This is a genomic window from Pontibacter sp. HSC-14F20, from assembly GCF_019599265.1.
Classification (GTDB): domain Bacteria; phylum Bacteroidota; class Bacteroidia; order Cytophagales; family Hymenobacteraceae; genus Pontibacter.
On sequence record NZ_JAHZTC010000016.1, the window covers coordinates 1 to 26,018 of the forward strand.

At 50.2% G+C, this 26,018-nt stretch carries 25 protein-coding genes and 2 pseudogenes; 7 read left to right on the plus strand and 20 right to left on the minus strand.

The genetic code is table 11. The features are described from left to right. Positions 1–312 (plus strand): annotated as a pseudogene (locus K3G39_RS14990) (transposase); the annotation flags it as partial. A gap of 260 nt (positions 313–572) precedes the next feature. Here K3G39_RS14990 and K3G39_RS14995 read toward each other — a convergent pair. From K3G39_RS14995 to K3G39_RS15025, 7 genes and pseudogenes are all read right to left on the minus strand, one after another. Then, positions 573–947, minus strand: a pseudogene (locus tag K3G39_RS14995) (four helix bundle protein). Positions 948–1,059: 112 nt separating this feature from the next. After that, a complete protein-coding gene (locus tag K3G39_RS15000) occupies positions 1,060–1,533 on the minus strand; it encodes a hypothetical protein (RefSeq protein WP_220626995.1) in 474 nt (157 codons plus the stop codon). 69 nt (positions 1,534–1,602) lie between these two features. Further along, a complete protein-coding gene (locus K3G39_RS15005; protein ID WP_220626996.1) occupies positions 1,603–2,508 on the minus strand; it encodes a UbiA family prenyltransferase in 906 nt (301 codons plus the stop codon). Between the two features lie 140 nt (positions 2,509–2,648). Further along, positions 2,649–3,461: a class I SAM-dependent methyltransferase gene (locus K3G39_RS15010; RefSeq protein WP_220626997.1), complete on the minus strand. Its 813-nt coding sequence runs from the start codon at positions 3,459–3,461 to the stop codon at positions 2,649–2,651. A 24-nt stretch (positions 3,462–3,485) separates the two neighbouring features. Then, positions 3,486–3,947, minus strand: a complete 462-nt coding sequence (locus K3G39_RS15015) for a YciI family protein (protein ID WP_220626998.1) — start codon at positions 3,945–3,947, stop codon at positions 3,486–3,488. Between the two features lie 348 nt (positions 3,948–4,295). Then, positions 4,296–4,691, minus strand: coding sequence for a hypothetical protein (locus K3G39_RS15020; RefSeq protein ID WP_220626999.1), 396 nt, complete (start codon positions 4,689–4,691; stop codon positions 4,296–4,298). Positions 4,692–4,766: 75 nt separating this feature from the next. Further along, entirely contained in the window at positions 4,767–5,276 is a 510-nt protein-coding gene (locus K3G39_RS15025) for a hypothetical protein (protein WP_220627000.1), read from the minus strand. Between the two features lie 183 nt (positions 5,277–5,459). Between K3G39_RS15025 and K3G39_RS15030 the strand changes: the two genes are divergently transcribed. Further along, on the plus strand, positions 5,460–7,805 hold the full coding sequence (locus K3G39_RS15030) for a penicillin-binding protein 1A (protein WP_220627001.1): 2,346 nt from the start codon (positions 5,460–5,462) through the stop codon (positions 7,803–7,805). A gap of 107 nt (positions 7,806–7,912) precedes the next feature. On the opposite strand, the gene K3G39_RS15035 is transcribed toward K3G39_RS15030, so the two are convergent. The 3 genes from K3G39_RS15035 to K3G39_RS15045 all read right to left on the minus strand — a co-directional run bounded on the left by K3G39_RS15035 (position 7,913) and on the right by K3G39_RS15045 (position 10,023). After that, positions 7,913–8,836 (minus strand): TIGR01777 family oxidoreductase, encoded by a 924-nt coding sequence (locus K3G39_RS15035; protein WP_220627002.1) that lies wholly within the window; start codon positions 8,834–8,836, stop codon positions 7,913–7,915. Positions 8,837–8,957: 121 nt separating this feature from the next. Beyond that, complete coding sequence (gene folE, locus K3G39_RS15040) at positions 8,958–9,623, minus strand: GTP cyclohydrolase I FolE (protein ID WP_220627093.1); 666 nt, start codon at positions 9,621–9,623, stop codon at positions 8,958–8,960. Further along, positions 9,616–10,023: a 6-carboxytetrahydropterin synthase gene (locus K3G39_RS15045; RefSeq protein ID WP_220627003.1), complete on the minus strand. Its 408-nt coding sequence runs from the start codon at positions 10,021–10,023 to the stop codon at positions 9,616–9,618. Before K3G39_RS15045 ends, folE begins: the two co-directional genes overlap by 8 nt. Positions 10,024–10,244: 221 nt before the next feature. On the opposite strand from K3G39_RS15045, the gene K3G39_RS15050 reads away from it, so the two are divergent. Then, positions 10,245–10,949, plus strand: coding sequence for a DNA repair ATPase (locus K3G39_RS15050; protein ID WP_255594389.1), 705 nt, complete (start codon positions 10,245–10,247; stop codon positions 10,947–10,949). 241 nt (positions 10,950–11,190) lie between these two features. Here K3G39_RS15050 and K3G39_RS15055 read toward each other — a convergent pair whose 3' ends face one another. From K3G39_RS15055 to K3G39_RS15080, 6 genes are all read right to left on the minus strand, one after another. Beyond that, positions 11,191–11,829 carry a hypothetical protein gene (locus K3G39_RS15055; protein ID WP_220627004.1) on the minus strand — a complete coding sequence of 213 codons (639 nt, stop codon included), beginning with the start codon at positions 11,827–11,829 and terminating at the stop codon, positions 11,191–11,193. 105 nt (positions 11,830–11,934) lie between these two features. After that, positions 11,935–12,522: an inorganic diphosphatase gene (locus K3G39_RS15060; RefSeq protein WP_220627005.1), complete on the minus strand. Its 588-nt coding sequence runs from the start codon at positions 12,520–12,522 to the stop codon at positions 11,935–11,937. A gap of 169 nt (positions 12,523–12,691) precedes the next feature. Beyond that, positions 12,692–13,045: a 50S ribosomal protein L19 gene (rplS, locus tag K3G39_RS15065; protein ID WP_007657440.1), complete on the minus strand. Its 354-nt coding sequence runs from the start codon at positions 13,043–13,045 to the stop codon at positions 12,692–12,694. Between the two features lie 163 nt (positions 13,046–13,208). Then, positions 13,209–13,886, minus strand: a complete 678-nt coding sequence (gene trmD, locus K3G39_RS15070; RefSeq protein WP_220627006.1) for a tRNA (guanosine(37)-N1)-methyltransferase TrmD — start codon at positions 13,884–13,886, stop codon at positions 13,209–13,211. A gap of 11 nt (positions 13,887–13,897) precedes the next feature. Then, positions 13,898–14,461 (minus strand): ribosome maturation factor RimM, encoded by a 564-nt coding sequence (gene rimM, locus K3G39_RS15075; RefSeq protein ID WP_220627007.1) that lies wholly within the window; start codon positions 14,459–14,461, stop codon positions 13,898–13,900. Positions 14,462–14,473: 12 nt separating this feature from the next. Beyond that, positions 14,474–15,022, minus strand: coding sequence for a 30S ribosomal protein S16 (locus tag K3G39_RS15080; RefSeq protein ID WP_220627008.1), 549 nt, complete (start codon positions 15,020–15,022; stop codon positions 14,474–14,476). A gap of 496 nt (positions 15,023–15,518) precedes the next feature. Here K3G39_RS15080 and K3G39_RS15085 point away from each other — a divergent pair, with 496 nt between their 5' ends. Then, complete coding sequence (locus tag K3G39_RS15085; protein ID WP_255594390.1) at positions 15,519–16,472, plus strand: IS110 family transposase; 954 nt, start codon at positions 15,519–15,521, stop codon at positions 16,470–16,472. A gap of 193 nt (positions 16,473–16,665) precedes the next feature. On the opposite strand, the gene K3G39_RS15090 is transcribed toward K3G39_RS15085, so the two are convergent. The 4 genes from K3G39_RS15090 to K3G39_RS15105 all read right to left on the minus strand — a co-directional run bounded on the left by K3G39_RS15090 (position 16,666) and on the right by K3G39_RS15105 (position 22,172). After that, positions 16,666–17,436, minus strand: a complete 771-nt coding sequence (locus tag K3G39_RS15090) for an acyl-CoA desaturase (protein WP_220627009.1) — start codon at positions 17,434–17,436, stop codon at positions 16,666–16,668. Positions 17,437–17,749: 313 nt separating this feature from the next. After that, complete coding sequence (locus K3G39_RS15095; RefSeq protein ID WP_220627010.1) at positions 17,750–18,427, minus strand: RluA family pseudouridine synthase; 678 nt, start codon at positions 18,425–18,427, stop codon at positions 17,750–17,752. 139 nt (positions 18,428–18,566) lie between these two features. Continuing rightward, complete coding sequence (gene panB / locus K3G39_RS15100) at positions 18,567–19,385, minus strand: 3-methyl-2-oxobutanoate hydroxymethyltransferase (RefSeq protein ID WP_220627011.1); 819 nt, start codon at positions 19,383–19,385, stop codon at positions 18,567–18,569. 84 nt (positions 19,386–19,469) lie between these two features. Continuing rightward, positions 19,470–22,172 (minus strand): putative LPS assembly protein LptD, encoded by a 2,703-nt coding sequence (locus K3G39_RS15105; RefSeq protein ID WP_220627012.1) that lies wholly within the window; start codon positions 22,170–22,172, stop codon positions 19,470–19,472. A 73-nt stretch (positions 22,173–22,245) separates the two neighbouring features. Between K3G39_RS15105 and K3G39_RS15110 the strand changes: the two genes are divergently transcribed. The 3 genes from K3G39_RS15110 to K3G39_RS15120 all read left to right on the plus strand — a co-directional run bounded on the left by K3G39_RS15110 (position 22,246) and on the right by K3G39_RS15120 (position 25,825). After that, positions 22,246–23,028, plus strand: a complete 783-nt coding sequence (locus tag K3G39_RS15110) for an N-acetylmuramoyl-L-alanine amidase (protein ID WP_220627013.1) — start codon at positions 22,246–22,248, stop codon at positions 23,026–23,028. Positions 23,029–23,050: 22 nt separating this feature from the next. After that, positions 23,051–24,106 carry an MlaD family protein gene (locus K3G39_RS15115; protein WP_220627014.1) on the plus strand — a complete coding sequence of 352 codons (1,056 nt, stop codon included), beginning with the start codon at positions 23,051–23,053 and terminating at the stop codon, positions 24,104–24,106. A gap of 90 nt (positions 24,107–24,196) precedes the next feature. After that, positions 24,197–25,825 carry an acyl-CoA carboxylase subunit beta gene (locus K3G39_RS15120; protein ID WP_220627015.1) on the plus strand — a complete coding sequence of 543 codons (1,629 nt, stop codon included), beginning with the start codon at positions 24,197–24,199 and terminating at the stop codon, positions 25,823–25,825. Positions 25,826–26,018 lie beyond the last annotated feature (193 nt).

Genomic DNA, 26,018 nt, shown 5'->3' on the forward strand with positions numbered 1-26,018 from the left:
ATTTCCACCCTCTCCCGTTATCAGGCCCGCCGGTGCCAGGGCTGCCCGCTGCGGGGGCAGTGTTTTAAGGGCCAGGGCAACCGAATGATCGAGGTCAACCACCGGCTCCAGCGCCTGAAGGCCCGGGAGCGGCTCTTGAGTGAGGAAGGGGTGCGCCACCGCAGGCGCAGGGCCATCGAGCCCGAGGCCGTCTTCGGCCAGGTGAAGAGCAACAACCGCTTCACCCGCTTTAGGTTGCGAACACTGGCCAAAGCCGAAGTGGACTTCGGGCTGGCCGCCCTGGCCCATAACCTGCGCAAAATAGCTGGCAAGGGGGTAAAAGCCTTCCAGCAGGCCCTGGAAAGGACCGCCGCCGGCCTTTTACAGCCACTAAAACAGCCGACTGTGGCTCATGCCGGCCTGCTGGATCAGCTGACGGCTTTTTTCAGCCCGAGAGCCACTATTTTCCAGCTGGCCGCCTGAAGACCAAAAGCAACCGGATAAACGCAAAGAGGGCGCCCTTTCCGGACGCCCTCTTTTCTTTTATTTGAACTGCTTGAGTGAATGAGTGAGTTGGTGATTGAGTGAATTATTTATTCATTCATGAATTTTCGTGCTTTGGCCATGGTTGATAGAACTTCAGTGAATTCCTTTTGTAGGTTTAGAACCGCGGTAGTTGAAGTGCTGCCAGACTCTTCCAGAAGCTCGAGCCAAAATAGGCTTTCGTCGGCCTCTTCCACTACAATACAAAGCTTAGTATAAAATTCTGCTGATGACCGGGCTCAACAAGCCGCTCTATAATTTGCCGCAACTGATGTGGCAGAGCGTAGCAATTGTCGCCTCATAATTACTGCTTCCTGTGTCTTTGGCAAGTGCTTACTAAATTTAGTTACATCTAAGGCAAGTCGTTTTGTGCGCTGCCTGAACAGCTCTGCAAATTGATCTTTGGGTAAGTGTTCTTTATCCACAGTACTTTAATTTTGTTTCCTGTGAAATCAAAAAGTAACTGTTATTAGTTCAAAAACTTATCCAATCAAAATCACTCATCCTCTCAATCACTAACTCACTCACTCAATCCCCTTAGCTCCAAAACGGATAATCTGGCTTAGTTAGCAGATAGACGGTATAGGTCAGCACCACGCCATAAACGATGTGCGCAAAAATGAGTGTGATCAGGTAGGTGCGAAGCGCTATGAGAGGTGGTCTGAGATGCACCAGAAAAAACAGGTACCAGATGAACATTGCCATCAGACCATGGGCTAATCCAAAAAGGAAACCCCAGGAAACATTGATAAGCCCGACACCTGAGTGCCACAGCGCGATGTAGAAAAGAGCGAAAATAATCCCGACCAGGTAGTGCGCTACGGTGCCGTATACCTTGGTGCTGGTGGCCTCCGAAAGTGAGCCATCAGGTTGGGTGCGGTTCGTGAGCATAGTGCCCAGTATCCGGATCACCTTCATAACACGGTGCGTCGCAAATGAGAGCAGGTATAGGAAGGCGGTCATGGCGGCGGTGGCGGCAAGTCCGCCTATTACAGCGTGGAGAAATTTCATGTGGAGACGGTTTTTGCTGTTATACGAAATCAGGCTATGTAGTTATAAGAGGCTGGCCTACATGGGGTTTTACGAGGTATAAACAGCGCGTAGCAGAAGTATCAGAAAAAACGCCAAGCTGATACAAAGTGACGAGATCTTGTTCATGCGCATCGTGTTTTCGAAGTTTACCTCCTCGGGGTTCTGCCATGACCTTCGCACCCAACTCAGGAAAAAATAAGTAATTGGAGCGGTGAAAAGTAGGAAGACCAGAATGTTGAGCAACTGACCCAACGCCAGGTATAGCCCGATCAGAAGGGCTGCTCCCAAGCTCAGGGCTATACCTGCAAATACAAAAGTGCCCCGTATACCTAGCAGCAAACTCAGTGTTTTGTCTCCTCGTGCGCTGTCTTCCTGGTGCTGGTAAATTTGTGTGAGCGGATACGAACCGCAGAGAAAAGACGTGCTTACCAGGGCAAACCAAATATTGGGTGCTTGCAGAACCTGGCGAAACTCCAGATCAGATCCCACCTGTACCATCAAAAAAGTGAAGGCTCCCTGAAAAATTGTGACAACCAGTGTGCTGATGACCGGGTATTTCTTGAGCCGAATGTCACGGTTGCTGTAAGCCTTGGAAACCAGCAGGTATAGCGCAACCATCAGGGCAAACAGAGGAGAAAGTAAGAAACTGAGCAACAGGGCCAGCACATCAAATAGCAGCACCAGGTGAAACAACTCCTGCGTGACTTTGGGCGGTTGCCGCAGCCCACCGATGCTGCCTTCGTCCCGGTCGTGGTATGAGTTGTAACCGTTGCTGGCAGGGTATACCAACACATGCAGAATCAGGAATACGGCCGCTGCCCGCCACCAGGCATAGCCGTCTGTCACGCTAAGCGCAAACCAGTACACCGGCATCAGGTATACCGAAAACGGAATCCGCATGAGGGTCAGGGCGCTGCCGTATTTTCCGATGACAGGTATAGCGACTGGTTTCAAGGTGTGAATTGTTGATTGTTATTTGTTGATTGTTTTTGTCTCATTTACCAAAACTCTTTCATCTTAGGTTTTTAATTCTCAGATCAGACTTTACTCTTTTTTAATGTTGAAACCTGCCTATACAGCAATCAGCAATTTTATTAATCCGGATAGCCAAGCAGATAAATAACCTGCTGACCCGGTCCGGTACCGACAATGCCGCTGCGCCAGGTATAGCCGGGCGGCGTATGAACGTGCGCCAGCAACTCGTCGAGCATCCGTGGGTTGTAAAGCCTGAAAAGCGATACCAGGCCATCCCACATGATGCCCAGCGGGATAATTGGTATAAGGTACGTGAACAGGTGTCGGCTGAGTTTAAAAGGCCTGATAAAAGGTGTTACCAGCAGAATGACGATCGGGAAGGTAAGTAGGAAAATGATCAGTTCGGCCCATGTCTTGCCACCCCCCTCGAAGATGCCGATAGGTGCCCGTTGGTCGGCGGCATTTTGCAAAATGGCCGCTGCCTGCTGCGGTCTGAAATGATGAAATGAGGAAAAGATGGTGCGTAAGCCTTTTACCTGCGGCGGTACATTGGTGACATCCACTGGAGAGGCAATGAAATCGATCAGACCACCGGACTCGGCTTGCAGAAATTCGTAGGCGCCGATGTTAGGGTATAAGTCAGATAAGGTGACATGCACAGGCACTCCCATGCGCTGGCTCAGTGCTTCGCGTATACCTGCTATGCCGCCGCCGGCGCCGGAGCAAAGGTCAGTGAAGTGCGTCTGGCCGCTGCGACGGAGCAGATCCTCCAGCAAAGGTATAGCGGGTCCATAGGCTCCGAGATTCGAGATCATGAAGCGCAGGAAATCGAGCATGCCCTGGCGGAAAATGTGCGGAAACCAGGGCTGGTCTTCTAGCTCAAATAGGTGCAGGCGGAAGTTCAAGGGCAGCAGCGATTGTTTTGTTCGCATACTGCCCTCTTCTTATAAAGGTTGCTAGGGTAGCGTCGTGCCGCGCTGGCTCATCCAGGGATGCAGCTCCATGATCAGCTTGCCGGCTTTTACGGCCGGATCTGCCTCTGTCAACGCCTGCGCTTCCTCCAAAGTGGCTACATCAAAAATGAAAATACCACGCAGCTCACCATTGTCCAAGAACGGGCCAGCCATAACCAGTTTACCATCGGCGGCCATCTTCTGGATATGCGCCATGTGGCCACGCTGGATGCTGTTCACTTCGGCTGTGTCGGTTGGCTGGTAAGGGCCTTTTTTGAGCAAAGCCATGTAATAAGTTTTCATCTGGCTCATGTCCATCTCACCAGACTTTTTAGGAGCTTCCTGCGCTGTAGTAGCCGGAGCCTTTTTGGCAATAGGCTTTGCTTTGGATTGTGCCTGGGCACCTAACGTGCAGCAAAGGCAGAGTGCCAGGGCTATACCTGTGGTCAGTAGCAGTTTTTTCATGGGGTGAGTTGGGTTTGATGTTTTGGAATAGGTAAACGATTGTGCCACTATGCGGTGGTAATTGCAAGTAGAGGAATGATATGAGCTTAAATTGCCATCCTAGTGAATAGCGATTTTTTGACTGCTCTTTACGAAAAGTAACGAATCAACTGGCACTCTTTCCAGCTTAATTTTATATAATATGTAGCCTGACTGGGTAGCTGAACTTAGTGGTTGACTCAGGACAAAATTTGCTTTCTTGACGTAGAGCTTTATCGTATCTACTTTAGTGTAATCTGTAAAAGTAAAAGGTTGCCATTTTGGTCAACCAGGCTGTCATCCAGGGAATAAGTTTTCAATTGTGTTAACTCATCTTGCAAAAAAAAATTGTTCTCTAGAAGCTGTATCATTTCTTGCGTTGGTAAGCATGGATCCATTTGTCGTACTACCTGCTGTATATTTCAATTCAGGCTTTCCCGAAGGAGATTTGACATAGTAACTATTAAAGATGAAAAGTCGATGCTTCAATTTGATAGGCTCATGAACCCATATGCTACCAGGGTTAAAATCTAAAGAATCACTTATTAAAAGTTTACTTATAATAGGCAAGTATTCCGCTGCAAGAAACCCGTTTTCTTTAGCTAGTTCTCTGTCTAACCAGATACTATAACTTTCAGCATTTCTAACACTATTCACTCTAAGTGCTAGCAGCATTAGAAGTATCATAGCAATGGCTACAAGAAATGCTCTTTTAAGTTTAGCCATTATTCAGACTTTCTAAAGTACACTATAAGTGATAATCATGCTAAGCTAGTACTGATGTTAGCTAAAAGCAATTCTCTACTTCGTCACAACTCCCGCAGCGCCAGCCCCAATGCTGAAACCTTCACCGGAGTTGCTGAATAGCTGCCAGTATTCTTCCTGCGGCTTGCCCAGATCCGGCTTTAGCACCAAGCGGTCACCATTTACAAAAGTCAGGGCTATACCGTATGCGTCTTTTATTTCCGCGCTTTCCACCGCCAGTGCCTGGCTGCTGATCACAAGCCCTTGCAGACGCTGGTCGCGGAGGTTGGCACCGGGCACTTTCCAATCAAATTTGGGTGAGGGGAGGCCGGGCTCACGCTTGCGCATGAACACCTCGCTGTGTTTGATGGTCTCGCCGTTGGCAAGCTCAAAGGTCCAGGGGCAGTTCACAGCCAGGGTATAGAGGCCCACGTCCAGAATCAATCCGTGTGGCGTGGTATAGCTGGTTTTGCCGAAGTGGAAGTATTGCACCAGTTCGCTGCGGGTGGTTTTGGTAAGTGGCAGCCCATTGATCTTGTCGAATGCCGCCTGTAGTTGCTCTTGCATGGGGGTATAGGGAATGCTATGCACAAAGATAGGCAGGGCTGCCAAACTTATAACAGCTTCTGTATATCCCTAACTAAGTTTTATGCGTTTCTGGGAAAGTATTTGTACACAAAAGGTATATTTGCAGTAGATTAGAGAGAAGTGTTCCGGTAAAAAACGGGCAATCTGCCCCGATAATAAAACATGCTGCAAGAGCAAGAAAAAGAACAAGAAAAGCCACAGGTTAAGAAGAAGAGGAGGTCGGTTTACGGCAGTGTGATCGGCTATACCTGGAAACTGTTTCTGCTGGGGTTGATGGTGGTGATCGGGTACCTGGTGAGTGTGGAGTATAACTTCTTTTACCTTTTCGGCTCATCCCCAAGTCTGGACAGGCTGGAAAATCCGCGTAGCGACCAGGCCTCGGAACTATACACTGCCGATGGGCAGCTGATCGGGAAATATTTCCGTGAAAACCGCAGTCCGGTGAGCTACAAAGAGATGTCGCCTACGCTGATCAATGCGCTTATTGCCACCGAGGATGTTCGTTTTTACGAGCACGCAGGTATAGATCCGACGGCCATTTTCGGAGCCGTATACGACAACCTGCGCGGCGAAAGCCGCGGAGGCAGTACCATTACGCAACAGCTGGCCAAAAACCTGTACAAGACCCGCACCGACGATGCAAAGGGAGTGCTGGGCCACATACCTGGTCTGAACATCGTGATCTCCAAAACGAAGGAATGGCTCACGGCCATTAAGCTGGAGCAGCGCTATACCAAGGAAGAGATCCTGGCCATGTACCTCAACACCGTGGATTTTGGCAGTAACTCCTTTGGTATACAGGTAGCCTCCAAAACCTTCTTCAATACCTCGCCTGACAGCCTGAAGCCCGAGCAGGCCGCTGTACTGGTGGGATTACTCAAAGCCCCGACCTACTATAGTCCGCGCTTCAATCCGGAGAACTCTACCCGCCGACGCAACACCGTGCTGGGGCAGATGGCCAAGTATAATTACCTCACGCAACCTCAGGCTGACTCGCTGAGCAAGCTGCCACTGGAACTGGTATACAAAGTAGAAAATCACTACGACGGCCCCGCCACTTATTTCCGGGGAGCTGTGGCCGATTTCATGAAGGAATGGTGCAAGCAGAACGGCTACGACCTCTACCGCGACGGCCTCAAGGTATACACCACCATCGATTCGCGTGTACAGGCCCATGCCGAGGCGGCCATGGAGCAGCAGATGCGCACCCTGCAGCGCCGCTTCGACAATCACTGGCAGGGCAAAAACCCTTGGGTAGACGAGAAGAACAACGAGATACCGGGCTTTATTGAAGAAACCATCAAGCGCACTGACTATTACAAGCGCCTCAAAAAGAAGCACGGCGACAATGTAGCCGCCATCAACAAAGAACTGAACACCCCTCGCGACATGATGGTGTTTACCTGGGAAAACCCGGAGCGTGAAAAGAAAATGACCTTGTCCCCGCTCGATTCGCTGCGTTACTACAAGCGTTTCCTGCACGGCGGTATGATGACCATGGATCCCTTCTCTGGTGAGATTAAGGCCTGGGTGGGTGGTATCAACTACAAGTACTTTAAGTACGACCATGTGAAGCAGGCGCGTCGCCAGCCGGGTTCTACCTTTAAACCCTTCGTGTATGTGGCGGCCATCGATAACGGCTACTCGCCCTGTGACAAAATTGTGGACACGCGCATCACCATCAATTATGTTGAAAAAGGGGAGAAGAAAAGCTGGTCACCTACCAATGCTGACTGGGAATATACCGGAGCACCTATGACGCTTCGCCGTGGCATGGGTAAATCGGTGAACTCTGTTACAGCTCAACTCACCGAACTGGTTGGCTGGGAAACAGTGGTTGACTATGCCCACAAACTAGGTATAAGCAGTCCGCTGGATAAGGTGCCGTCTATTGGCCTGGGTCCAAGCGACGTGTCGGTTTATGAGATGGTAGGAGCCTATGGTACGTTCCCTAACCACGGTTTCCATACCGCGCCGCGTTTCATCACCCGCATCGAAGACCGTGATGGCAACCTGATCGAGCAGTTTGTGCCGGAACAGAAGAAGGTATTGAGTGAAGAAACGGCTTTCCTGATGATGCACATGCTCAAAGGAGGTATAGAAGAACCAGGCGGCACTTCACAAGCGCTCTGGGAATACGACCTTTGGAAAGGAAATGAGATTGGTGGCAAAACCGGTACCACCTCCAATCACTCCGATGGCTGGTTTATGGGCGTAACCAAAGATCTGGTAACTGGCGTGTGGGTAGGCGGCGAAGATCGAAGCATTCACTTCCGTACTTCCAATCTGGGCGAAGGGTCCAAAACGGCGCTGCCGGTATACGGGCTATTCATGGAGCGCCTCTATAAAGACAAAGACCTCGGCTATACCATGGGTCGTTTCCCGGGTCCGACCGTTAAGATCAGCAAGAAGTATAATTGCACCACTGTGCTTCCAAAAGCGGAGGAACCCGACTCCATTTTCTTCGATCTGAATTTTGAGATTCCGGAGTTAATAGATACTTTCTAAGCTATACCTGAATCTGGGAAAACAACAACGCCGGCTATGCCTATTAGCCGGCGTTGTTGTTTAGTTATATGCTATACCTGTGTCACCTGTCGGACAGGTATAGGGAATCAGCTTTTGTCTTTGCTCTTGCTGTAAAACGACTCCAGTGCCTCATCCAGGTAATTGTACTCGAAGGTAAAACCGGTCTGCAGCACTTTGTTAGCGCTCACACGCTGGCCACTTAATACTACATCACTCATCTCACCGAGCATCAGGTTAAGAGCAAAAGATGGCACTTTAGGCAATACCAGCGGTTTGTTCATGGCTTCAGCCAAAGCTTCGGTAAACTCCTGGTTCGTGATAGGGTGGGGGGCGACAGCATTGTATACACCAGCAAACTGCGTGTCTTCAATGGCCCGGATGTAAAGGCGGCACAGGTCGTCGATGTGGATCCAGGACATGTATTGTTTGCCGCTGCCGAGCGGAGCACCTGCCATCATTTTGATCGGCCGGGCCATCTGCGGCAGTGCGCCTCCTTTTTCGCTCAGCGCTATACCTGTGCGCAGGATGACGGTGCGTATGCCCAGGTCTTTGATTTGCCAGACAGCCCCTTCCCAGGCTTTGCATACTTCGGCCATAAAGTCCTCGCCATAGCTGCTCTCCTCCGACATCAGCTGGTCGCCTGAGTTACCGTAAATACCGATAGCAGAAGCCGAAATAAAGCCTTTGACGTGGTGATTTTGCTGGCGAAGGCCATTGAGTAGCAGTTGTGTGCTGTCTACCCGACTGCGCAGAATTTCCTGTTTCCGTTCTTTGGTCCATTTCTCCTCTGCCAGACCAGCACCTGCCAAGTGAATGATGTAGTCAGCGTGCGTGATGGCATTCTCATCAATAGTAGCTTTCTCTATATTCCAGCGAAAAGTCTTGTAGTGAGAGAATTTGTCGGGATTCCGGGACAGGTGCGCTACCTCATAGCCCTGATCAATCAGCATCTCCGAAAGACGTAACCCGATTAGTCCTGAACCACCTGATATGAGTATTTTCTCAGCCATAAGTACTAATCGTCGTTATAAATTATATAGAAATATATCTATACGGGTAAGGACTAACTGAAAGTTGCTTTCAACGATCAAAACCGGCAGGCAGCGCAAAGGTTCGCTCTAGCAGCGGGTTTTATTTCTTGCGGATGTGGTTCAGGAACTCGTTGCGGTACTGGTCCTGCTCAAACAAGCCGGAGTACTCCGCTGTGATGGTGCTGCTGCTCACATCGTTTACACCACGACTCATCACGCAAAGGTGATCCGCCTCAATCAGCACGGCCACATTTTCGGTCTTCAGCGCCTGCTTCAGCTCATTGGCGATCTGCATGGTCATGCGCTCCTGCACCTGCGGGCGGCGGGCAAAGTATTGCACAATACGGTTAAGTTTGGAGAGGCCGATCACATGCTCATTGGGCATATAGGCCACATGGGCCTTCCCGATAATCGGCACAAAGTGGTGCTCGCAGGAAGAGTACACGGTTATATCGCGCTCCACCAGCATCTGGGTGTACTTGTACTTATTCTCAAAACGGCGGATAACCGGCTTGTTTTCGGGGTGCAGGCCACTGAAAATTTCCTGCACATACATTTTGGCAACACGCAGCGGTGTGCCTTTTAGGCTGTCGTCTGTCAGGTCGAGGCCCATGGTATGCATAATTTCACGGAAATGCCTTTCAATGATCACAATCTTTTCTGCGTCAGAAAGGTCAAATGCGTCAGGGCGCAGCGGCGTTTCCAGAGAGCCCATCATGTGGTCATCCATCTCTTCCGCTTCGGTGCCCAGGTCCTGGTTATCCATTATATTCAACAAAGTTTCGTTCAGTTTCATAAAGCGTTACCGCCAATTCATATTCCCGGCTTATTTTATCACGCAATCGCTCCCAGATGACAACAGCAATGTTCTCGGCGGTGGGGTTCAGCTGCCTGAACTCCTCTGTGTCGAGGTTGAGATTCTTGTGGTCAAACCTGTCGATTACCTCTTCTTTTACCAACTCGCTAAGCTTTTTCATGTCGTACACATACCCGGTTTCCTCGTCCACGGCGCCCGTCAGTTTCACAATAAGCTCGTAGTTGTGCCCGTGGTAGTTGGGGTTGTTGCACAGCCCGAAAACCTCCGCGTTTTGCTCGTCGCTCCAGGCCGAATTGTGAAGGCGGTGTGCGGCGTTGAAGTGCTCTTTTCTGCAGATCGTTATTTTCATTGCGGTTTCAACAGTTGGGCCTGTGTTATTGTTCGCGTACGTGAAAAATTCACATTGGGCTAGCCGGGCTGTAAACTTACAAAGGTAAGCTTCGTGGTATCCAAACCCAAACAGAACAGCTGCTAAATTAATCCTGCTCTATATATCTGAAATCTGCTATGGATTAGCTATTTTCGTAGGTATACGATTGTTCCTGTCAAATCATTATTTCTAAGTAGAGTATGCGAGTAAAAGGATTGTTGGTAGCGGCCATGTTGCTGGTATCAGGTATGGCGAGTGCGCAGGTGATGCGTGTAGAAGAAAACGAACAGGTGGTAAGCGGCATAAAGCGCAGCGGTCAGCAGCTGAGCGTGCAACTGGACCCTAAGTTTGTAGAGAAGATCTGGAAAGACCATTTATCGAAGGAAGCGGGTAAGGTGAAGCACTCCAAAGGCGTTTATACGGTAGAGGAGGCAAAGCTCATCAGCATCAGCAAGCAGCCTGTGCGCGTTATTTCTACGGTTGGAACACATGCCAAGGGAAGCTACGTGTGGTGGTCGCTTGACATGGGCACAACTCACCTTGATAAAAACGAGACACCGGAGGTATACGCGGCGGCTGAGCAGTTTATGGAAAGCTTCGGCAAAAAGCTGTACCAGGAAGACGTGCTGTTGCAGATCAATGAAGCCGAAGCGGTGCTGCGCAGCACCAAGAAAGAGCAGGACCGTGTCGTGAAGCAAGCCAACGATTTGCAACTGAGCATCGAGCGAAACAAGAAACGCAAGCTGGAGCTGGAAGCTGAACTGGTGCGCAATGCCGACGAACTGCGCCAACTGGAGCAGAATGTGGAGTTGAACGTGAAGCAGCAGGAAGCCAGCCGCCAGCAGGTGCAATCTATGGAGAAAGCTGTAGATGAGGTGAGAACAAAATTGCGCGACATCAAATAAGGTATAGCTATACCTGTGTAAACATGACTCATCCCCGGAGTTTGAATCAGGGATAAGTAGAGCAGATTCCATAAGTTGGCCAGTGCCAGGCGGATGCGGTAAAGCGGTGTGGGAGTTTTCCTGCACCGCTTTCCTGTTCTATGGCAGCCCTGCCGGAGCAGGTTGGAGATGGCCTGGCGCAGCTCCTTTTCCAGCAGCGAGAGCAGGAAGGCGTAGACGAGCGTGACGATCTGCAAGAGTTTCATTCTATTGTCCCAGAACCAGAGCCTGCAGCTCTCCATGCCCATCTCCGACTTGTTGAAGCGGAAGGCCTGCTCGACCTGCCAGCGGCGGGCGTAGGCAAAGACCAACCGCCAGGCGTCCCGATCCGTGTGCACCTCCTCATTGGTGAGCAAATACCGGGCTTGATGCGCAGGGTTCGCTTGGCCTTCATGCTGCGCACAGCACACAGGCCCTGGCTTTTGAGGCTTTCGGTTTTCTCCTGCACGCTCTCGTCCCAGAGCAAGAGGGGCAGCTCCCGCTCCTGCTCCAGGAGCCTATCCACATACGTTTGGGCTTCACCCGTCAGGTAATCAGTGATGGCTTCGGCCGACCATTTTTTGCTCCTCAACAGGTTGGAGAGGCGCTTGGTGCCGGCCGGCGCCTTGTGGGGGGAGAGCAGCACCCCGCCCAGCTCGCTCAAAAGCAGGCCCGAGGAGCGGCTGCGGTGGCGCACCAGTGCCTGGCACAGGGCCTGGAAGGTCAAAACAAGGCGGTGGTCCAGCAGCCGGTCGAGCTGCACCAGGAAGGGAGCGAGGAAATCCTCCAGGCGGTGGGAGAAAAAACGGGCCTGGGAGAGAACCTCAGCCTGGAAAGATGCGTTTTTAGAAGTAGGAAACATAAAAACCTCCTGTTTTTAAATGGCCTTACAACCACAAAACAGGAGGTTCTTCTTTTTCATCCCATTCCTAAACTTCGGGATGAGTCATGTTTTAAGGACAATACGTTAGAGTTTCATCCAGCGCTGTATTTCCTGTTCGGCGAACTGTTCGTTGCGCCAGCCTACAAACTTGCTTTTGGAGGTTGGGTTGTGATGCACAAACCATTGCTGCAAAATGGCTTTAGCAGCAGGGTAGTCGGCCGTGAAGCTGTTATAGTCTGCAGCGTTTATGGACCGTTCGCTCGGCCTGGCTGGTACTGCTATGATCTTGTGGTCCAACTCACCGGCCGTTTCCAGTTGCAGCACCCCCACCGGGATTACTTCCATCACGGTGCCTGTAGCTACACCTCCGGCCAGCACGACTACTTCCAAAGGTTTTTTCTGTGCGTTGGTTTCGGTAGAAGGTATAAAACCGAAATTGGCCGGGTAGGGCAGGAAAGATATGATGCGATCCTGGCCGGCCTGCTGCTCTGCTTCAAATGTCTTGGTCTGTTGGTTATAGTGGTGTTTTATAGCACTGCCAGCCGGCACCTCGATCACGGCCTGCAACTGTTTCTTGGCGTTGTAAGTGGGTAGGGATGCATAGTCTGTCTGACAGGACGCCAGCAGGGCCAGTAGTAGCAACAGGAAGGTATAGCGTTGTAGTGTTATCATGGGTAAAGGGGAGGCAAAGGGTAGAGAGGTATAGCTGCAAATATAGCAAGCCTGGCCATAGCAGGTATAGCTTGGCTGGCAAAGCAGGTATAAAAAAGGGAGCCGTTTGCTAACAAACGGCTCCCTTTTTACTAAAACTATGGAAAACTTATGAAAACAGGTTCTTCAATTATCTTCTTTCCTTGATACGAGCAGCCTTACCTTGCAGCCCTCTCAGGTAGTATAGTCTAGCTCTTCTAACACGGCCTTTTCTTACAAGCTCAATCTTCTCGATAGATGGAGAAAGCAGTGGGAAAATACGTTCCAGACCGATCTGGTTAGACACTTTTCTTACAGTGAAAGTCTCACCGTTTGTGTTAACGTTCTTGCGCTGAATAACAACGCCCTGGAACTGCTGGATACGCTCTTTGTTCCCCTCACGGATTTTCACGTGGATGTTGATGGTATCACCAGACTGGAAAGTAGGGAAAGAGGCGCGCTTGTCTGTAGATTCCTGCTCGATAAATTTAAGTAATTCGCTCATGGCTATGTTGTTAAAGCTAAATATCTTCTTCAAAATTCGGACTGCAAAGATATGTAATTATTTATTACATAAGAATCTTTGCAGAAAAAAAATGTAAGTTTTTGAAACTTATACCTAAAAAGCGCAAAAGAAACGCTTTTTACAATGTTATGAAGCTGTTTTGCTACTCGTTCAGTAAATCGGGTCTGCGTTGTCTGGTGCGCTCCACCGCCTGCTCAAAGCGCCACTGCTCTATCTTAGGCCCGTCTCCGGAAAGCAAGATGTCTGGCACGGTCATGCCTTTGTAATCTGCCGGTCGGGTATAAACCGGCGGTGCCAGCAGCCCATCCTGAAAAGAATCCGTCAGGGCAGAGGACTCGTCGTTGAGCACACCCGGTATGATCCGGATAATGGCATCGGCCAATACAGCCGCTCCCAACTCGCCGCCAGACAATACATAGTCACCTATGCTGATCTCGTGGGTTACGTAATGCTGCCGCACCCGCTCGTCTACACCTTTGTAGTGGCCACACAGGATGATCACGTTACGCATCAGCGAGAACTGATTCACTATCTGCTGGTTCAGTGTTTGCCCGTCAGGAGTCATGTAAATAACAGCATCATACTCCCGTTCCGCCTTCAGCTCCGTGAGGAGTTTATCAATTGGTTCGATCATCATCACCATACCTGCTCCGCCGCCAAAAGCATAGTCGTCTATCTGACCATGTTTGTTGATGGCATATTTGCGAAGATCGTGTATGTGGATTTCTACCAGGTTTTTTTGCTGTGCTCTCTTAACGATGGAATGGCTAAAAGGACTGTCCAGCAGGTCGGGCTGGCAACTGATAATGTCAAATCGCATGATAAAGGGGGCTACTCGTCGCGGTCGTCAGCGTCATCAGGGGTGCCGGGCTGTGTGTATACCTCCAGCAAACCTTCCGGCAAGTTCACGTGAAGCACTTTGGCTTCGTGGTCGGCTCTCACAAATACTTCATCCAGCACAGGAACCAGCATTTCCTGACCGTTATACTCCATGGCCATCAGCTGTTGCTGCGGCATGTCGTAAAAGTCTTTCACGGTGCCAAGCGGGCCGTGGTTCTGGTCCACCACCTGGTAGCCGATCACTTCATGGAAATAGAACTGTCCTTCTTCCAGCTCCGGGAGCTCGTCGAGTGGCAGGTATAGGCTGACATTGCGGAGCTTTTCGGCTTGCTCTATCGTTTTAATATCCTCAAACGTGATAATAAAACGGCCTTTTTGCACGGGCTCCATCTTGTCAATAAAAAAAGGAATCAGCCTTCCTTGTTGTTCAAGAAAGACTGATTCCAGATCATCATAATCTTCGGGGTAGTCTACGTCGAAAAACGCAACCACTTGTCCCTTGATGCCATGGGTTTTGACGATATGACCTAACAGGAAGCAGTCATCAATGTTCATGGCCGATGTAATTTATGCTTGCTCTTCAGTAGACTCACCTTCAGCAGCTGGTGCCTCAGGAGCTTCTTCAGCTTCAGCAGCAGGAGCGTCAGCAGCAACTTTGGCAGCTTCACGCTGACGGATAGCCTCTGCACGAGCTTCTTTCACTTTCGTTTCAGCATCAAGAGCAGCCTTACGCTTCGCATCTTTTTCAGAGCCAAGGGTAGTACGCTTGCTTTCGATTTTAGCTTCTTTCTCTTTCTTCCACTCTTCGAAACGAGCATCAGCTGTTTCTTGTGTGATAGCGCCTTTTACAACACCGATCTGCAGGTGCTTCTTGTACAGAATACCTCTGTAAGAAAGCATCGCTTTCACTGTGTCAGTTGGCTGAGCACCGTTCATTAACCACTGGAACGCCTTCTCCTCACTGAAATCGATAGAAGCAGGGTTCGTGTTTGGGTTGTAAGTACCCAGTTTCTCGATAAACTTACCATCACGTGGTGATCGAGCGTCAGCTACTACGATATCGTAGATAGCGGCTTTTTTGCGGCCTCTGCGGGCCAGTCTGATTTTAACAGCCATTTTTTATATAAAATTTAAAGTCGGCGAAACCCGTCCGCCAGTTTTTAGAACCGCAAAGGTAATGATTTTGTGCCGATTAATGCAAGATATTTAGAAACTGATTTAAAAGACTCTGTAGGCGATGAGTAAGGAATAGGTATAGTGAGTAAGGTATAAGCTTAGGTATAGGCAGGACTAAGGAGCTATGACGTTAGATTGTACAAAGCCGCGCAACAACTGTCATCCTATCTTTGAAGCGTTGATTGGGAGTACAATTTAGAGGACTTGCCAGTTGTAGGATGAAGTGGTAGTTTTAAAGCAAAAGAAGAAGGGGAAAAGAGCAAGGCAGCGATGATTCATGGGTCCCTTAAGAGACCGTTCGAGATGCTGGTCCCTTTTCCCCCTCCTCTCCACCAGAGCTTGAACAGTTCATTAGGCCTTAGGAGCCTGCATGTAGGATTGATAAGCCCCGTGGAGCAGGATTTCTTCTTTCACTCTCTTAAACTACAGGAAAGATATGGAATCTATGGCAAAAGCCAAACACTATGTGGGCATTGACATCTCCAAGGACTACTTCGATGTGGCCCTGCCCCAGCAAGAGAAGTACCGGCACCTGAAGCTAAGCAACAGCCTGAAGGGCTTTGGGAAGCTACTCGAGGCTCTACAGGGACTACAGGCCTGCTGTGTGATGGAAGCCTCAGGCCCTTATTACCTGCAGCTGGCCACCTACCTGCACGCCAAAGGGATAGAAGTAAGTGTAGTGAACCCACTCTCTATCCGTCGCTTCTGCCAGATGCGCCTCACCCGGGCCAAGACAGACAAGGCCAAGACAGACAAGAAGGATGCCCAGATGATCGCCCGCTACGGCCTCTCTGAGCAGCCAGCGCTTTGGGTGCCGGAGGCAGGACACCTGTTGGAGCTACGCCAGCTGCAGATGGTGGCCGAGAGCCTGGAGAAGACCCTGCACCAGTACCGACGCCAGCTGGAGGCCCTTGCAGCGGCCCCACAAGTGAATAGACAGGCCAGAAAGAGCCTGGAGCAGTCGCTACACTACATCGAAAAGCAGGTGGAGAAAATAGAGGCCCAGATGCTTTTGCTTATTAAACAGCACCACCAGGAGCTCTTTGAGCAGGTGACCAGCATTCCAGGACTGGGCAAAAAGAGCGCCCTGTTGCTGGTGGTCATCACCGGCGGCTTCACCCGCTTTGCCCACTACAAGCAGCTGGTCAGCTACCTGGGCCTGAGCCCGAGGATCTACGAGTCGGGTACCAGCGTCAGGGGCCGGAGCAGGATCTGCAAGATGGGCATGAGCCGGGTCAGGGCTGTACGTGTGCTCCTGGTCGGCCATCAAGGCCAACCGGGCCTGCCGGGAGCTCTACGAGCGGCTCCTGGCCAAGGGGAAGGCCAAGCGCCTGGCTTTGATTGCGGTGGTAAACAAGCTCCTGCGCCAGGCCTTTGCCGTGGCGACTAAACAAGAGTTCTACTTAGAAAAAACATATTAAATGCATTGCTTTTTAACACAGTTCATCTCGACGGCATGGAGAGATCTGGGGTATTTCAAGAGTTCAGATTTCACACTTTGTTCGAAATGACAATGATTACCAATACTAGGCAGGCAACACCAAACAAAAAAGCCCTCCGTTTCCGAAGGGCTTTCTGTATGATTAAGCGTTGGCTTTTACTCTGGGTGGTCTGGCTGCTTTTACTTTCACAGGCTTCAGCTTGATGATACTCAGCTTATCCAGTGTCCAGATTACAGGCCAGGTTGGGTCTACTTCCCACCACTTCACACCGAAGTTCACACGGTTAGGCAGTTTGTGGTGGTTGTTTTGGAACAATTCGCCGCCTGTCAGGAAATCAAAGAAAAGCGAGTTGCGTGATTTGTCGTTGTTGTCGAAATTCTGGTAACCATACTTGTGTCCGCTCCAGTTTACGATAGCACCGTGCACCGGGCCCATCAGGAAGTGGATTGGCAAAAGCAGGAACATCCACCACTGCGTAGCGAAGGAGATGTAGAACATCACATAGAACACACCCCAGCCAATGCGTGAGAAATAGCTGTCGCCTAGTTTTTCGAGAGCTGACCAAAGCGGGTAGTCGCCATCGAAGCGGCGCTCCGGTTCCACGCGGTGGTTGAGCACGTCGTTGTAAATATTTTTGGTCTTCCACATCATCGAGAACGCATTGTTAGAGTAATGCGGCGAGTGTGGATCACGCTCCGTATCAGAGAAGGCGTGGTGCATGCGGTGCAAAATAGCATAGGCACGTGGCGATAGGAAAGAGGAACCCTGCGAAATGTACGTCAGCAGGTAGAAAGCCTTTTCCCAGAAAGGATTCATGGTGAACATCTTGTGCGCTGCATAGCGATGCAGGAAAAACGTCTGCACGAACAGCGAAAGGTACCAGTGCACTACGAAGAAAATAAGTATGGCCATTAAGCAATGAGTAGGTTGAAGTGATTATTACAGGTTCAGGTATAGCGGTACTAAAAGTAGGTACTAAGCCTTCGCAAAATTACGATCTGTTTTTATAGAAATAATAAAAACAGGTATAAAAGTTCAGAAAGATGATGAATATCAATTTTTGCTAATAAAGAATGAGGAATGAATAGCGGATAAATAATGAATGATGAACAATGAGGAATAGTATCGTCCAATGAGCTGAGCACAACGATCAATGAATAAGGAATGCCTGAGGTAGGGAGCTAAACTAAGGTATAAGTTAGTCGAACTTAGTATTCATTACTCACTATTTGTTAAACGGCGCCCAGATAGTAGCAGCAGGGAGCGGGGCGGTAGCGGTAATCATGGTTTTGAGGGTAGGGTGCTCAAATTGCAGGCTGCGGGCGTGCAACGCGATGCTCTTGTCAGGCAAGGGCTTGCTGGCGCCATACCGGAGGTCTCCTACAATGGGGCAGTTCATGGAGGCCAGCTGTACCCGTATCTGGTGCGGACGACCGGTAACGGGCTTTACCTCCAGTAGATAATTTTTGTCATGTTGCCCGACTAAACGATAGCTCAGTTCGGAGCGTAGACCGCTTTTGTTTTCACGGGCATAGGCTTTGGTTACATTGCGACTGCTGTCCTTAATGAGCCAGTGCACGAGCGTCTGCTCAGGTATAGCAGGCCGGTTGAACACGATGGCCCAGTAGGTTTTTACAGTCTTTTTGCTTCGGAAGAGTTCGTTGAGGCGGGTAAGGGCCTTTGAGGTTTTGGCCAGCAACACCACACCACTCACCGGACGGTCGAGCCGATGCACCACGCCAATGTAGACATTGCCCGGCTTGTTATACTTTTCTTTGATGTGGGCTTTGGCCAGGTCGGCAAGACATTCATCGCCTGTTTCATCGCCATGCACCAGCAAGCCAGCCGGCTTGTTTACCACCAGCACATGATTATCCTCAAAAAGAACATCTAGAAAAGCCATTGTGTTTAATTAGAAATTAAGAATTAGAAATTGTGGTTTTACGCCTCACCATTTTGCAAGGTGAAGCTTGTATACCTGCCTGATGGTATGAGCTTCTAATAATCACAATATCATTTCTAATTCTTAATTTCTAAATGATTTAATACGCTTCTTTCTCGTTCGGGAAATCTTTGCTCTTTATGTCTTTCACGTAGTTCTGCACAGCGTCGGTCATAATGGTATGCAGGTCGGCGTAGCGACGCAGGAAGCGGGGCTTGAATTCTTTGTTGATACCCAGCATGTCGTGCACCACCAGCACCTGACCGTCTACGTGCGGGCCTGCGCCTATACCTATAATCGGGATCTCCAGCTTCTCGGCAACACGTTTGGCCAGTTCAGAAGGAATTTTCTCCAGTACGATCGAGAAGCAGCCTAGTTCCTGCAGCAGCAATGCGTCGTCAATTAGCTTTTGAGCCTCAGCGTCTTCTTTTGCCCGCACGGTATAGGTGCCAAATTTATAGATAGACTGCGGGGTCAGGCCCAGGTGTCCCATCACGGGTACGCCGGCGCTCAGGATGCGCACAATCGATTCCTTAATTTCAGCACCGCCTTCCAGCTTAATGCCATGCGCGCCTGACTCTTTCATAATGCGGATAGTAGAGCGCAGTGCTTCCGAAGAATTGCCCTGGTATGAGCCGAAAGGCAGGTCCACCACCACAAAGGCACGGTTCACGCCGCGAATCACCGAGGAGGCATGGTAGATCATTTGGTCCAGGGTGATGGGCAGCGTTGTCTCGTGGCCGGCCATTACGTTAGAGGCCGAGTCACCGACAAGCAGTACATCTACGCCGGCAGCGTCCAGAATGGTGGCCATGGAATAGTCGTAAGCCGTGAGCATGGAGATCTTCTCACCGCGCTCTTTCATATTCTGCAGCTGGTGCGTGGTAACTTTTTTTACGTCGCTTTTATGAACAGACATAGGATGCTGGTTTGAGTTTGATTCAAAATTATAAAAATCAAAGCAAAAACAGCCACCCAATTTGCTGGTGTGGCTGTTCGGGGTTTATCTGAAGTTCATACCTGATCTGTTTCTGGTCAGGCGTAAATCGCGCAGCAAAGCAGATCGGGCGTTGATAGTTACATTATAGCCGCGCATCTGGCCGAAAGGTCGCCAGCCGATGCTCATCTCCCAGCAGTGCAGGTCGCGGTAAATGTCGAGGCTAGCGTTGGAAATGTTCTGGTTCGTAAAGTCATACCCGGCCATGTAGCCAAACTTCCACTTTTCAGTAAGGTTAAGCGTGCCCTGCATGCCAATGTTCTGCGTAATCGTTCCCGGGTTCAATGGTGTGCCCCCGGTATAGAAGATCGTGTAGTCCAGGTTCAGCGTCCAGGGGATGTTGAAATCTACATAGTCCGGCAGGAACTGGTCATTCGGGTTCAGCATACCGGGCAGGTTGGTCGGCGGTGGCGTGTTGGTTGACCGTGCTTCAGGGTTAAAGTTGGCCCGTACACTCAGGTTCGCATTAGTGAGTCTGGCAAGTTTAAAACCAGGAGACTCCAGCATAAAGCGGTCGATGCGGCGGTTGCCATCCGGACTAAGCTGATAAGGATCAAGGGTAGACGTAAAGTTGACATCAAACACTTTGAACAGGCGTGTGTTCATGCTGATGTTAATATTAGAAAGGCGCAGCGAGTCGGCAGCCAGGTTGTAAGAAGCCCCTATGTTCAGGTTATCGATCAAACTCACCTTTTCAGATTTAGCCTCTGTAGAGTCGCTGCGCGAGCGCACTTTCATCTCCACACGGTTGTTTATCTGCATGCTCAGGTTACTAGCCAGCCCTCCTGAAGGCACGTTGCCATTGAAGCGAGGCAGCGTCTGGAAGATCGGCTGGTTTGTCAGTGAGTCTATGGCTACCTGTGTGGTCTGCGTAAAGCCGTAGCGGCTCTCGTCACCGAAATTAGGGCGGTAGCCGTAGCTGATGCTCGGGATCATGGTATGGCGGATGGCCTCTACACGCTTGCTCTTCGGAAACTGCACGGTGCCGTACACAGTCGTGTTAAGAGAGGCGCCTGCCCCATACTCGTATACCCTGCCAAAGCTCGCTGTGTCGATGCGCACTGCCTGCTGCTCTTCGTCGTAGGTATAGGTCAGTTTGTTGTCGAACCAGGACTCGCGGTAGTTTACGTTCGGTGTCAGGTTGAAAAAGCGGAACACCTTGTAGTTACCCAGCCCGATGCTGAAGTTATGGTCGGCGCTCTTACGTCCGTTGCGCCACAGGCGATCCAGGTTGTTTAAATTAAGCGCAAAAGAGGTGTCGGTTTCTGTGCCATTGACTACAGGAATAGTACCCAGCCTGCGGGCCTGTACCTGGTTTGATACCTCATTACGAACCCGCACGTTGTAGCCGAACGTGAAGTTTTCGTACCATTTGCCTGTAGGCACTTCCTTCGAGAAGAGTTCATACAAGCTCGTCTGCGTCATGGCAAAGTTAAGGTCCGGCAGCGTGAAGCGCATAATGGTAGGCTGCGGTTTGCCGTCTTCTGTAAAACCACCGTTGTTCTGGCCCTGACTCAGCGTAGCAGTATAGCTAAAAGGGGAGTTCTGTATGTTCTTCTGGTAAGTGATGGTAGAGTTAAAGGTCGGGGCCAGGTATTCGTTCGGGCTGTTGTAGTTTACGCGGTTGTGCTGGCTGCTACCAGCACGCACGTTTGCCGAAAAGCGACCGCGACCCGGTTTCTGCACCGGACTATGCGACCAGTTAATGAAAGCCGTGCGCTGAGTAGGCGGCAGACCGGCCAGACTGTTCGTAGAGCGGTTCGGGTCAGCCACATCCGCTTCGTCATTTTTAAAGTAATCGTAGCTGATGTTTAGATTGCCACGGTACGAGTAGCGTTTGATGTACGTATTGTCTACAGTCACCTTATACCCGCCCAATGAATAGATGTCGCCGGTGATGCGGGTGCCAATGTAGTCATTGAGGGCCAGGTAGTATCCCCCGTTGCTCAGGTAAAAGCCCCGCGCACGCGATTCGCCGAAGGTCGGCACAATCACACCAGATGAGCGTTGATTCTTCGGTGTAGGGAAGAGGCCAAACAGAAAGCCGAGCGGCGTAGGTATATCAGCGATCACGAGGTTGAACGGACCCGACATAATCTTGTCGTTAGGTATAGCTTTGATCTTGCCGGCACTGATGTAGAAGTGCGGGTGCTCCAGATTACAGGTGGTGTACTTGTTGTGCAGACCGAAAATTTCGTTCGCTTCATTTTTTTTCACCACCTCGGAATGTATATACCCTTCGCCTTGTTGCGTTACTACTTCAGAGATCCGGCCACGCCTGGTCTTGTAGTTATAGGCAATGCGCTTAGCAGCGTAACTTTCCGCGCCGTCCTTAAATACCGGAGTACCAGTCTCCTGGCCCGCTGAGTCAGCGAGTGTCGTAGCCGTCAGGGTGTTGAGGTCGTAGTCGATCTGGATGTACGCCGCGGAAAGCTCCATGGTACCGTAATCAATTTTGGCATCTCCGTACAGATGCACTACTTTGCGGTCTACTTCAAACAGAATGGAATCTCTGGCAGAGTAATTGATTGTGGTCTCGATGTCGCCCTGGGGTGCCGTGGTCACAAGCGAATCCTGAGGTGGAGAGATGTTGACAGTGTCTTTTGGTGTAGCAGTACCGGGCGCACGACGTAACCTTTGGCCCAGTACAGGCTGGGCAGAAAGTACGGCGAGCTGCACCAGCAGCAAAAAGATTAAAATGTAGCGCAACTTCTTCAGACTTCCCTAAAGTTTTATTTATTTTGTACAAAGTTATTGTTTTAGCTTTTAACTAACGAGCGTTGTGAGAAATATTGTTACTATTTCAATTCTGGCCCTAAGTTTACTTCTACTCTCTTCCAGCAAGCTCGAATTCCGCGAGGCATACAAGCTGCGAACAGTGGTAATCGATGCGGGTCATGGCGGCAAAGACATAGGCTGTAACGGCAAAGTTTCGCATGAGGCTGATGTAGCCCTAAAATTGGCCCTGCAGGTTGGCGGGTTAATTGAGAAGAACGTGCCCGACGTGAAAGTTGTTTACACCCGTAAGGACGACACGTTTGTAGAACTGATCGACCGGGCCGGAATTGCAAACAAAAACAACGCAGACCTGTTTATCTCCATTCACCTTAATGCCGGACCTCCTGCTGCTTACGGTACTGAGACGTATACTATGGGGCTCCATACCTCCAATAACAACCTGGCCGTTGCCAAGCGCGAAAACGCTGTTATTCTACAGGAAGACGACTACAAAGAAAAATACGGTGGTTTTGATCCGAACTCACCACAGAGCCACATCATGTTCGCGCTGCACCAAAGTGCCTACATCGAAAATAGTCTGCGCTTTGCCCAGAAAGTAGAAAATGAGTTTAAAACACGTGTCGGCCGCACGAGCCGCGGTGTGAAACAAGCGGGTTTTCTGGTGCTCTGGAAATCCTACATGCCAAGTGTGCTGATCGAAGCAGGTTTCCTTACAAACCCTGCCGAAGAAAAATTCCTTAACGATAAAACCGGTCAGACGTATATGGCATCAGGTATATATCGTGCCTTCAAGGAATACAAGCAAGAGCTTGAAGCCATGAACTAATGCATAACGCAAACTCACCTACGTGAAAATATCAAAGGAAATTAAGGTTGCCCTGCTAGGTATAGCAGCAATTGTAATACTATATTTCGGGTATGACTTCCTGAAAGGATCCACAATCTTCTCCAAATCCAATACCTACTATGTCGTTTATGACAATGTGGATGGACTGACCATTTCTAATCCCGTGTTTCTGAATGGTATACAGGTTGGCCATGTAAAGGAACTGCGCCTGCTCACGGATCGTGCTAACATGGTACGCGTGGACGTTGAAGTCCGCAAGGACCTGCAGATCGGGGACTCGACTATTGCCAGTCTGGGTAACGCCGACCTCTTGGGTAGCAAAGCCATTACGCTGTACCTGGGCAATAGCGGCAAACCTTACAATGGTGGCGAAGAACTGATCGCCTTCAAAGAAACCAGCATTACCGACATGCTTTCTTCCAAGTCGGTGCCGGTAATCGATAAGGTAGACACCACGCTGGCCCGCGTCAACCGCCTCCTCGACAGCGAGGCAAAAGGTAACCTGCAGCAGATACTGGCCAACTCGAATAAAACGACGGAGATGGTGAACGAGATTCTGCGGGAGAACCAGCGCAACATCAACCAGATCACAGGCAACCTGAGCGAACTGACTTTGGCCCTGAAGCAAACGCAGCGTAACATCGACCGCCTTACACTGAATATGGCGGAGATAACGGATACGCTGAAGCGCGTGGAGATAAACAAACTGGTACGCGACGCCAACTCAACTGTGAACGAACTGGGGAATACGATTGCAAAGCTCAACTCCAACGAGGGCTCCCTGGGCCGTCTGATGAACGACGAGCAACTATATCAGAACATGAACCGCTCTACAGAAGCACTCAATCTGCTGCTGCGCGATATACAAGCCTATCCGAAACGCTATGTGCAGTTCTCCCTTATCGGTCGCAAAGACAGGTATAAAGTGGATGCCACGGGTCGCGTGATCACGCTGGAGGAAGTAAAAGAGCTACAGGATGAGAACCCGGACAAGTTCTACCAACCGGCGCCTGACTCTGTGAAGGTAGTGCCTGTTGATACCACAAAAAGGCAATAGTGCATCTTATAAAAATTGTATATTTGTGAAATCCGCCCTTAAAGCGGATTTTTCATTGTAAGTAGTCCCCTTATTTATAATAACCCCTTCATGGATATCGAATTCAATAAGAACGAAGACTCCCTCAAACAGCTGAGTTTCCAGCTGAAAAGCAAACTGAAAAAAGTACACCTGGGCGGCGGCGAAAAGCGCATCGCAAAAGAGCATGCCAAAGGTAAAATGACAGCTCGTGAACGCATTGACTACCTGCTCGACGAAGGAACCGAGTTTCTGGAAGTAGGCGCCTTTGCCGGCGAAGGTATGTACGAAGAAGTTGGCGGTTGCCCGAGCGGCGGCGTGGTGACAGGAATAGGTTACATCAAAGGCCGTCAGTGTGTAGTGGTTGCTAACGACGCGACCGTGAAAGCCGGTGCCTGGTTTCCGATCACAGCTAAGAAAAATCTGAGAGCACAGGAGATCTCGATTGAGAACAAACTGCCGATCGTATACCTGGTGGACAGTGCCGGCGTTTTTTTGCCGATGCAGGACGAGATTTTCCCGGACAAAGAGCACTTCGGGCGCATGTTCCGCAACAACGCTGTGATGAGTTCCATGGGCATTGTGCAGATTGCCGCGATTATGGGTAGCTGTGTGGCCGGTGGAGCTTACCTGCCGATCATGAGCGACGAAGCTTTGATCGTGGAAGGTACAGGCTCCGTATTTCTGGGTGGCTCATACCTGGTGAAATCAGCTATTGGCGAGAGCATCGACAACGAAACGTTGGGCGGAGCTTCTACCCACTGCGAGATTTCAGGCGTTACCGACTACAAGTGCAAAGACGATAAAGAAGCGCTGGATCATATCCGCACCATTTTTGATAAGCTGGGTGATAACCCGAAGGCTGGCTTCAGTCGCGTGGAGCCTGCTGCTCCGAAACTGGACGAAAAGGAAATCTACGGCATGCTGCCAGCCGATCGCACCAAGCCTTACGACATGATGGACATCATCCATCGCCTGGTTGATAACTCCGAATTTGAGCCTTACAAAGACCTCTATGGTCAGACGCTGATCTGCGGACTGGGCCGGATCGATGGCTGGGCGGTAGGTATAGTGGCTAACCAGCGCAAGATCGTGAAGAGCAAAAAAGGCGAAATGCAGATGGGCGGCGTGATCTACTCCGACTCAGCTGACAAGGCAGCCCGCTTTATCATGAACTGCAACCAGAAGAAGATTCCGCTGGTGTTCCTGCACGATGTGTCTGGCTTTATGGTGGGCAGCAAGGCCGAGCACGGCGGCATTATTAAAGACGGCGCAAAAATGGTGAACGCCATGGCCAACTCTGTCGTGCCGAAATTTACAGTCATTCTGGGTAACAGCTACGGTGCCGGCAACTACGCTATGTGCGGCAAGGCCTATGATCCGCGTCTGATCTACGCCTGGCCATCGGCGCAACTGGCGGTTATGAGCGGTGCAGCGGCAGCTAATACATTGTTGCAAATTCAGGTATCAGCCTTGAAAGCCAAAGGTGAGGAAATTACCCCGGAAGCGGAGAAAGAACTGCTCGAACGCATCACAGCCAAGTATAATGAGGAACTCTCGCCGTACTATGCGGCAGCCCGTTTGTGGGTCGACGGCATCATCGATCCGCTGGAAACCCGCAAGGTGATCTCGATGGGTATAGAAGCCGCTAATCATGCTCCGATCGAGAAACCGTATAATGTAGGTGTTATCCAAACCTAAGAATCAACGCGTGCTGGAGGTATGGTTACTAAGCAATTGTTCCTCCATCCCTATACCTGTCTGACAAAGCCGGATTCAGTTCGAACGTTAGAATGGTTATGGCTTCAGTTGACCATACTAAAATCTAACTGGGAAAGAAAAGCTTCGGCAGTGCACAGCGGACTTACGTAGAAATAAATTGGATTATATTTTA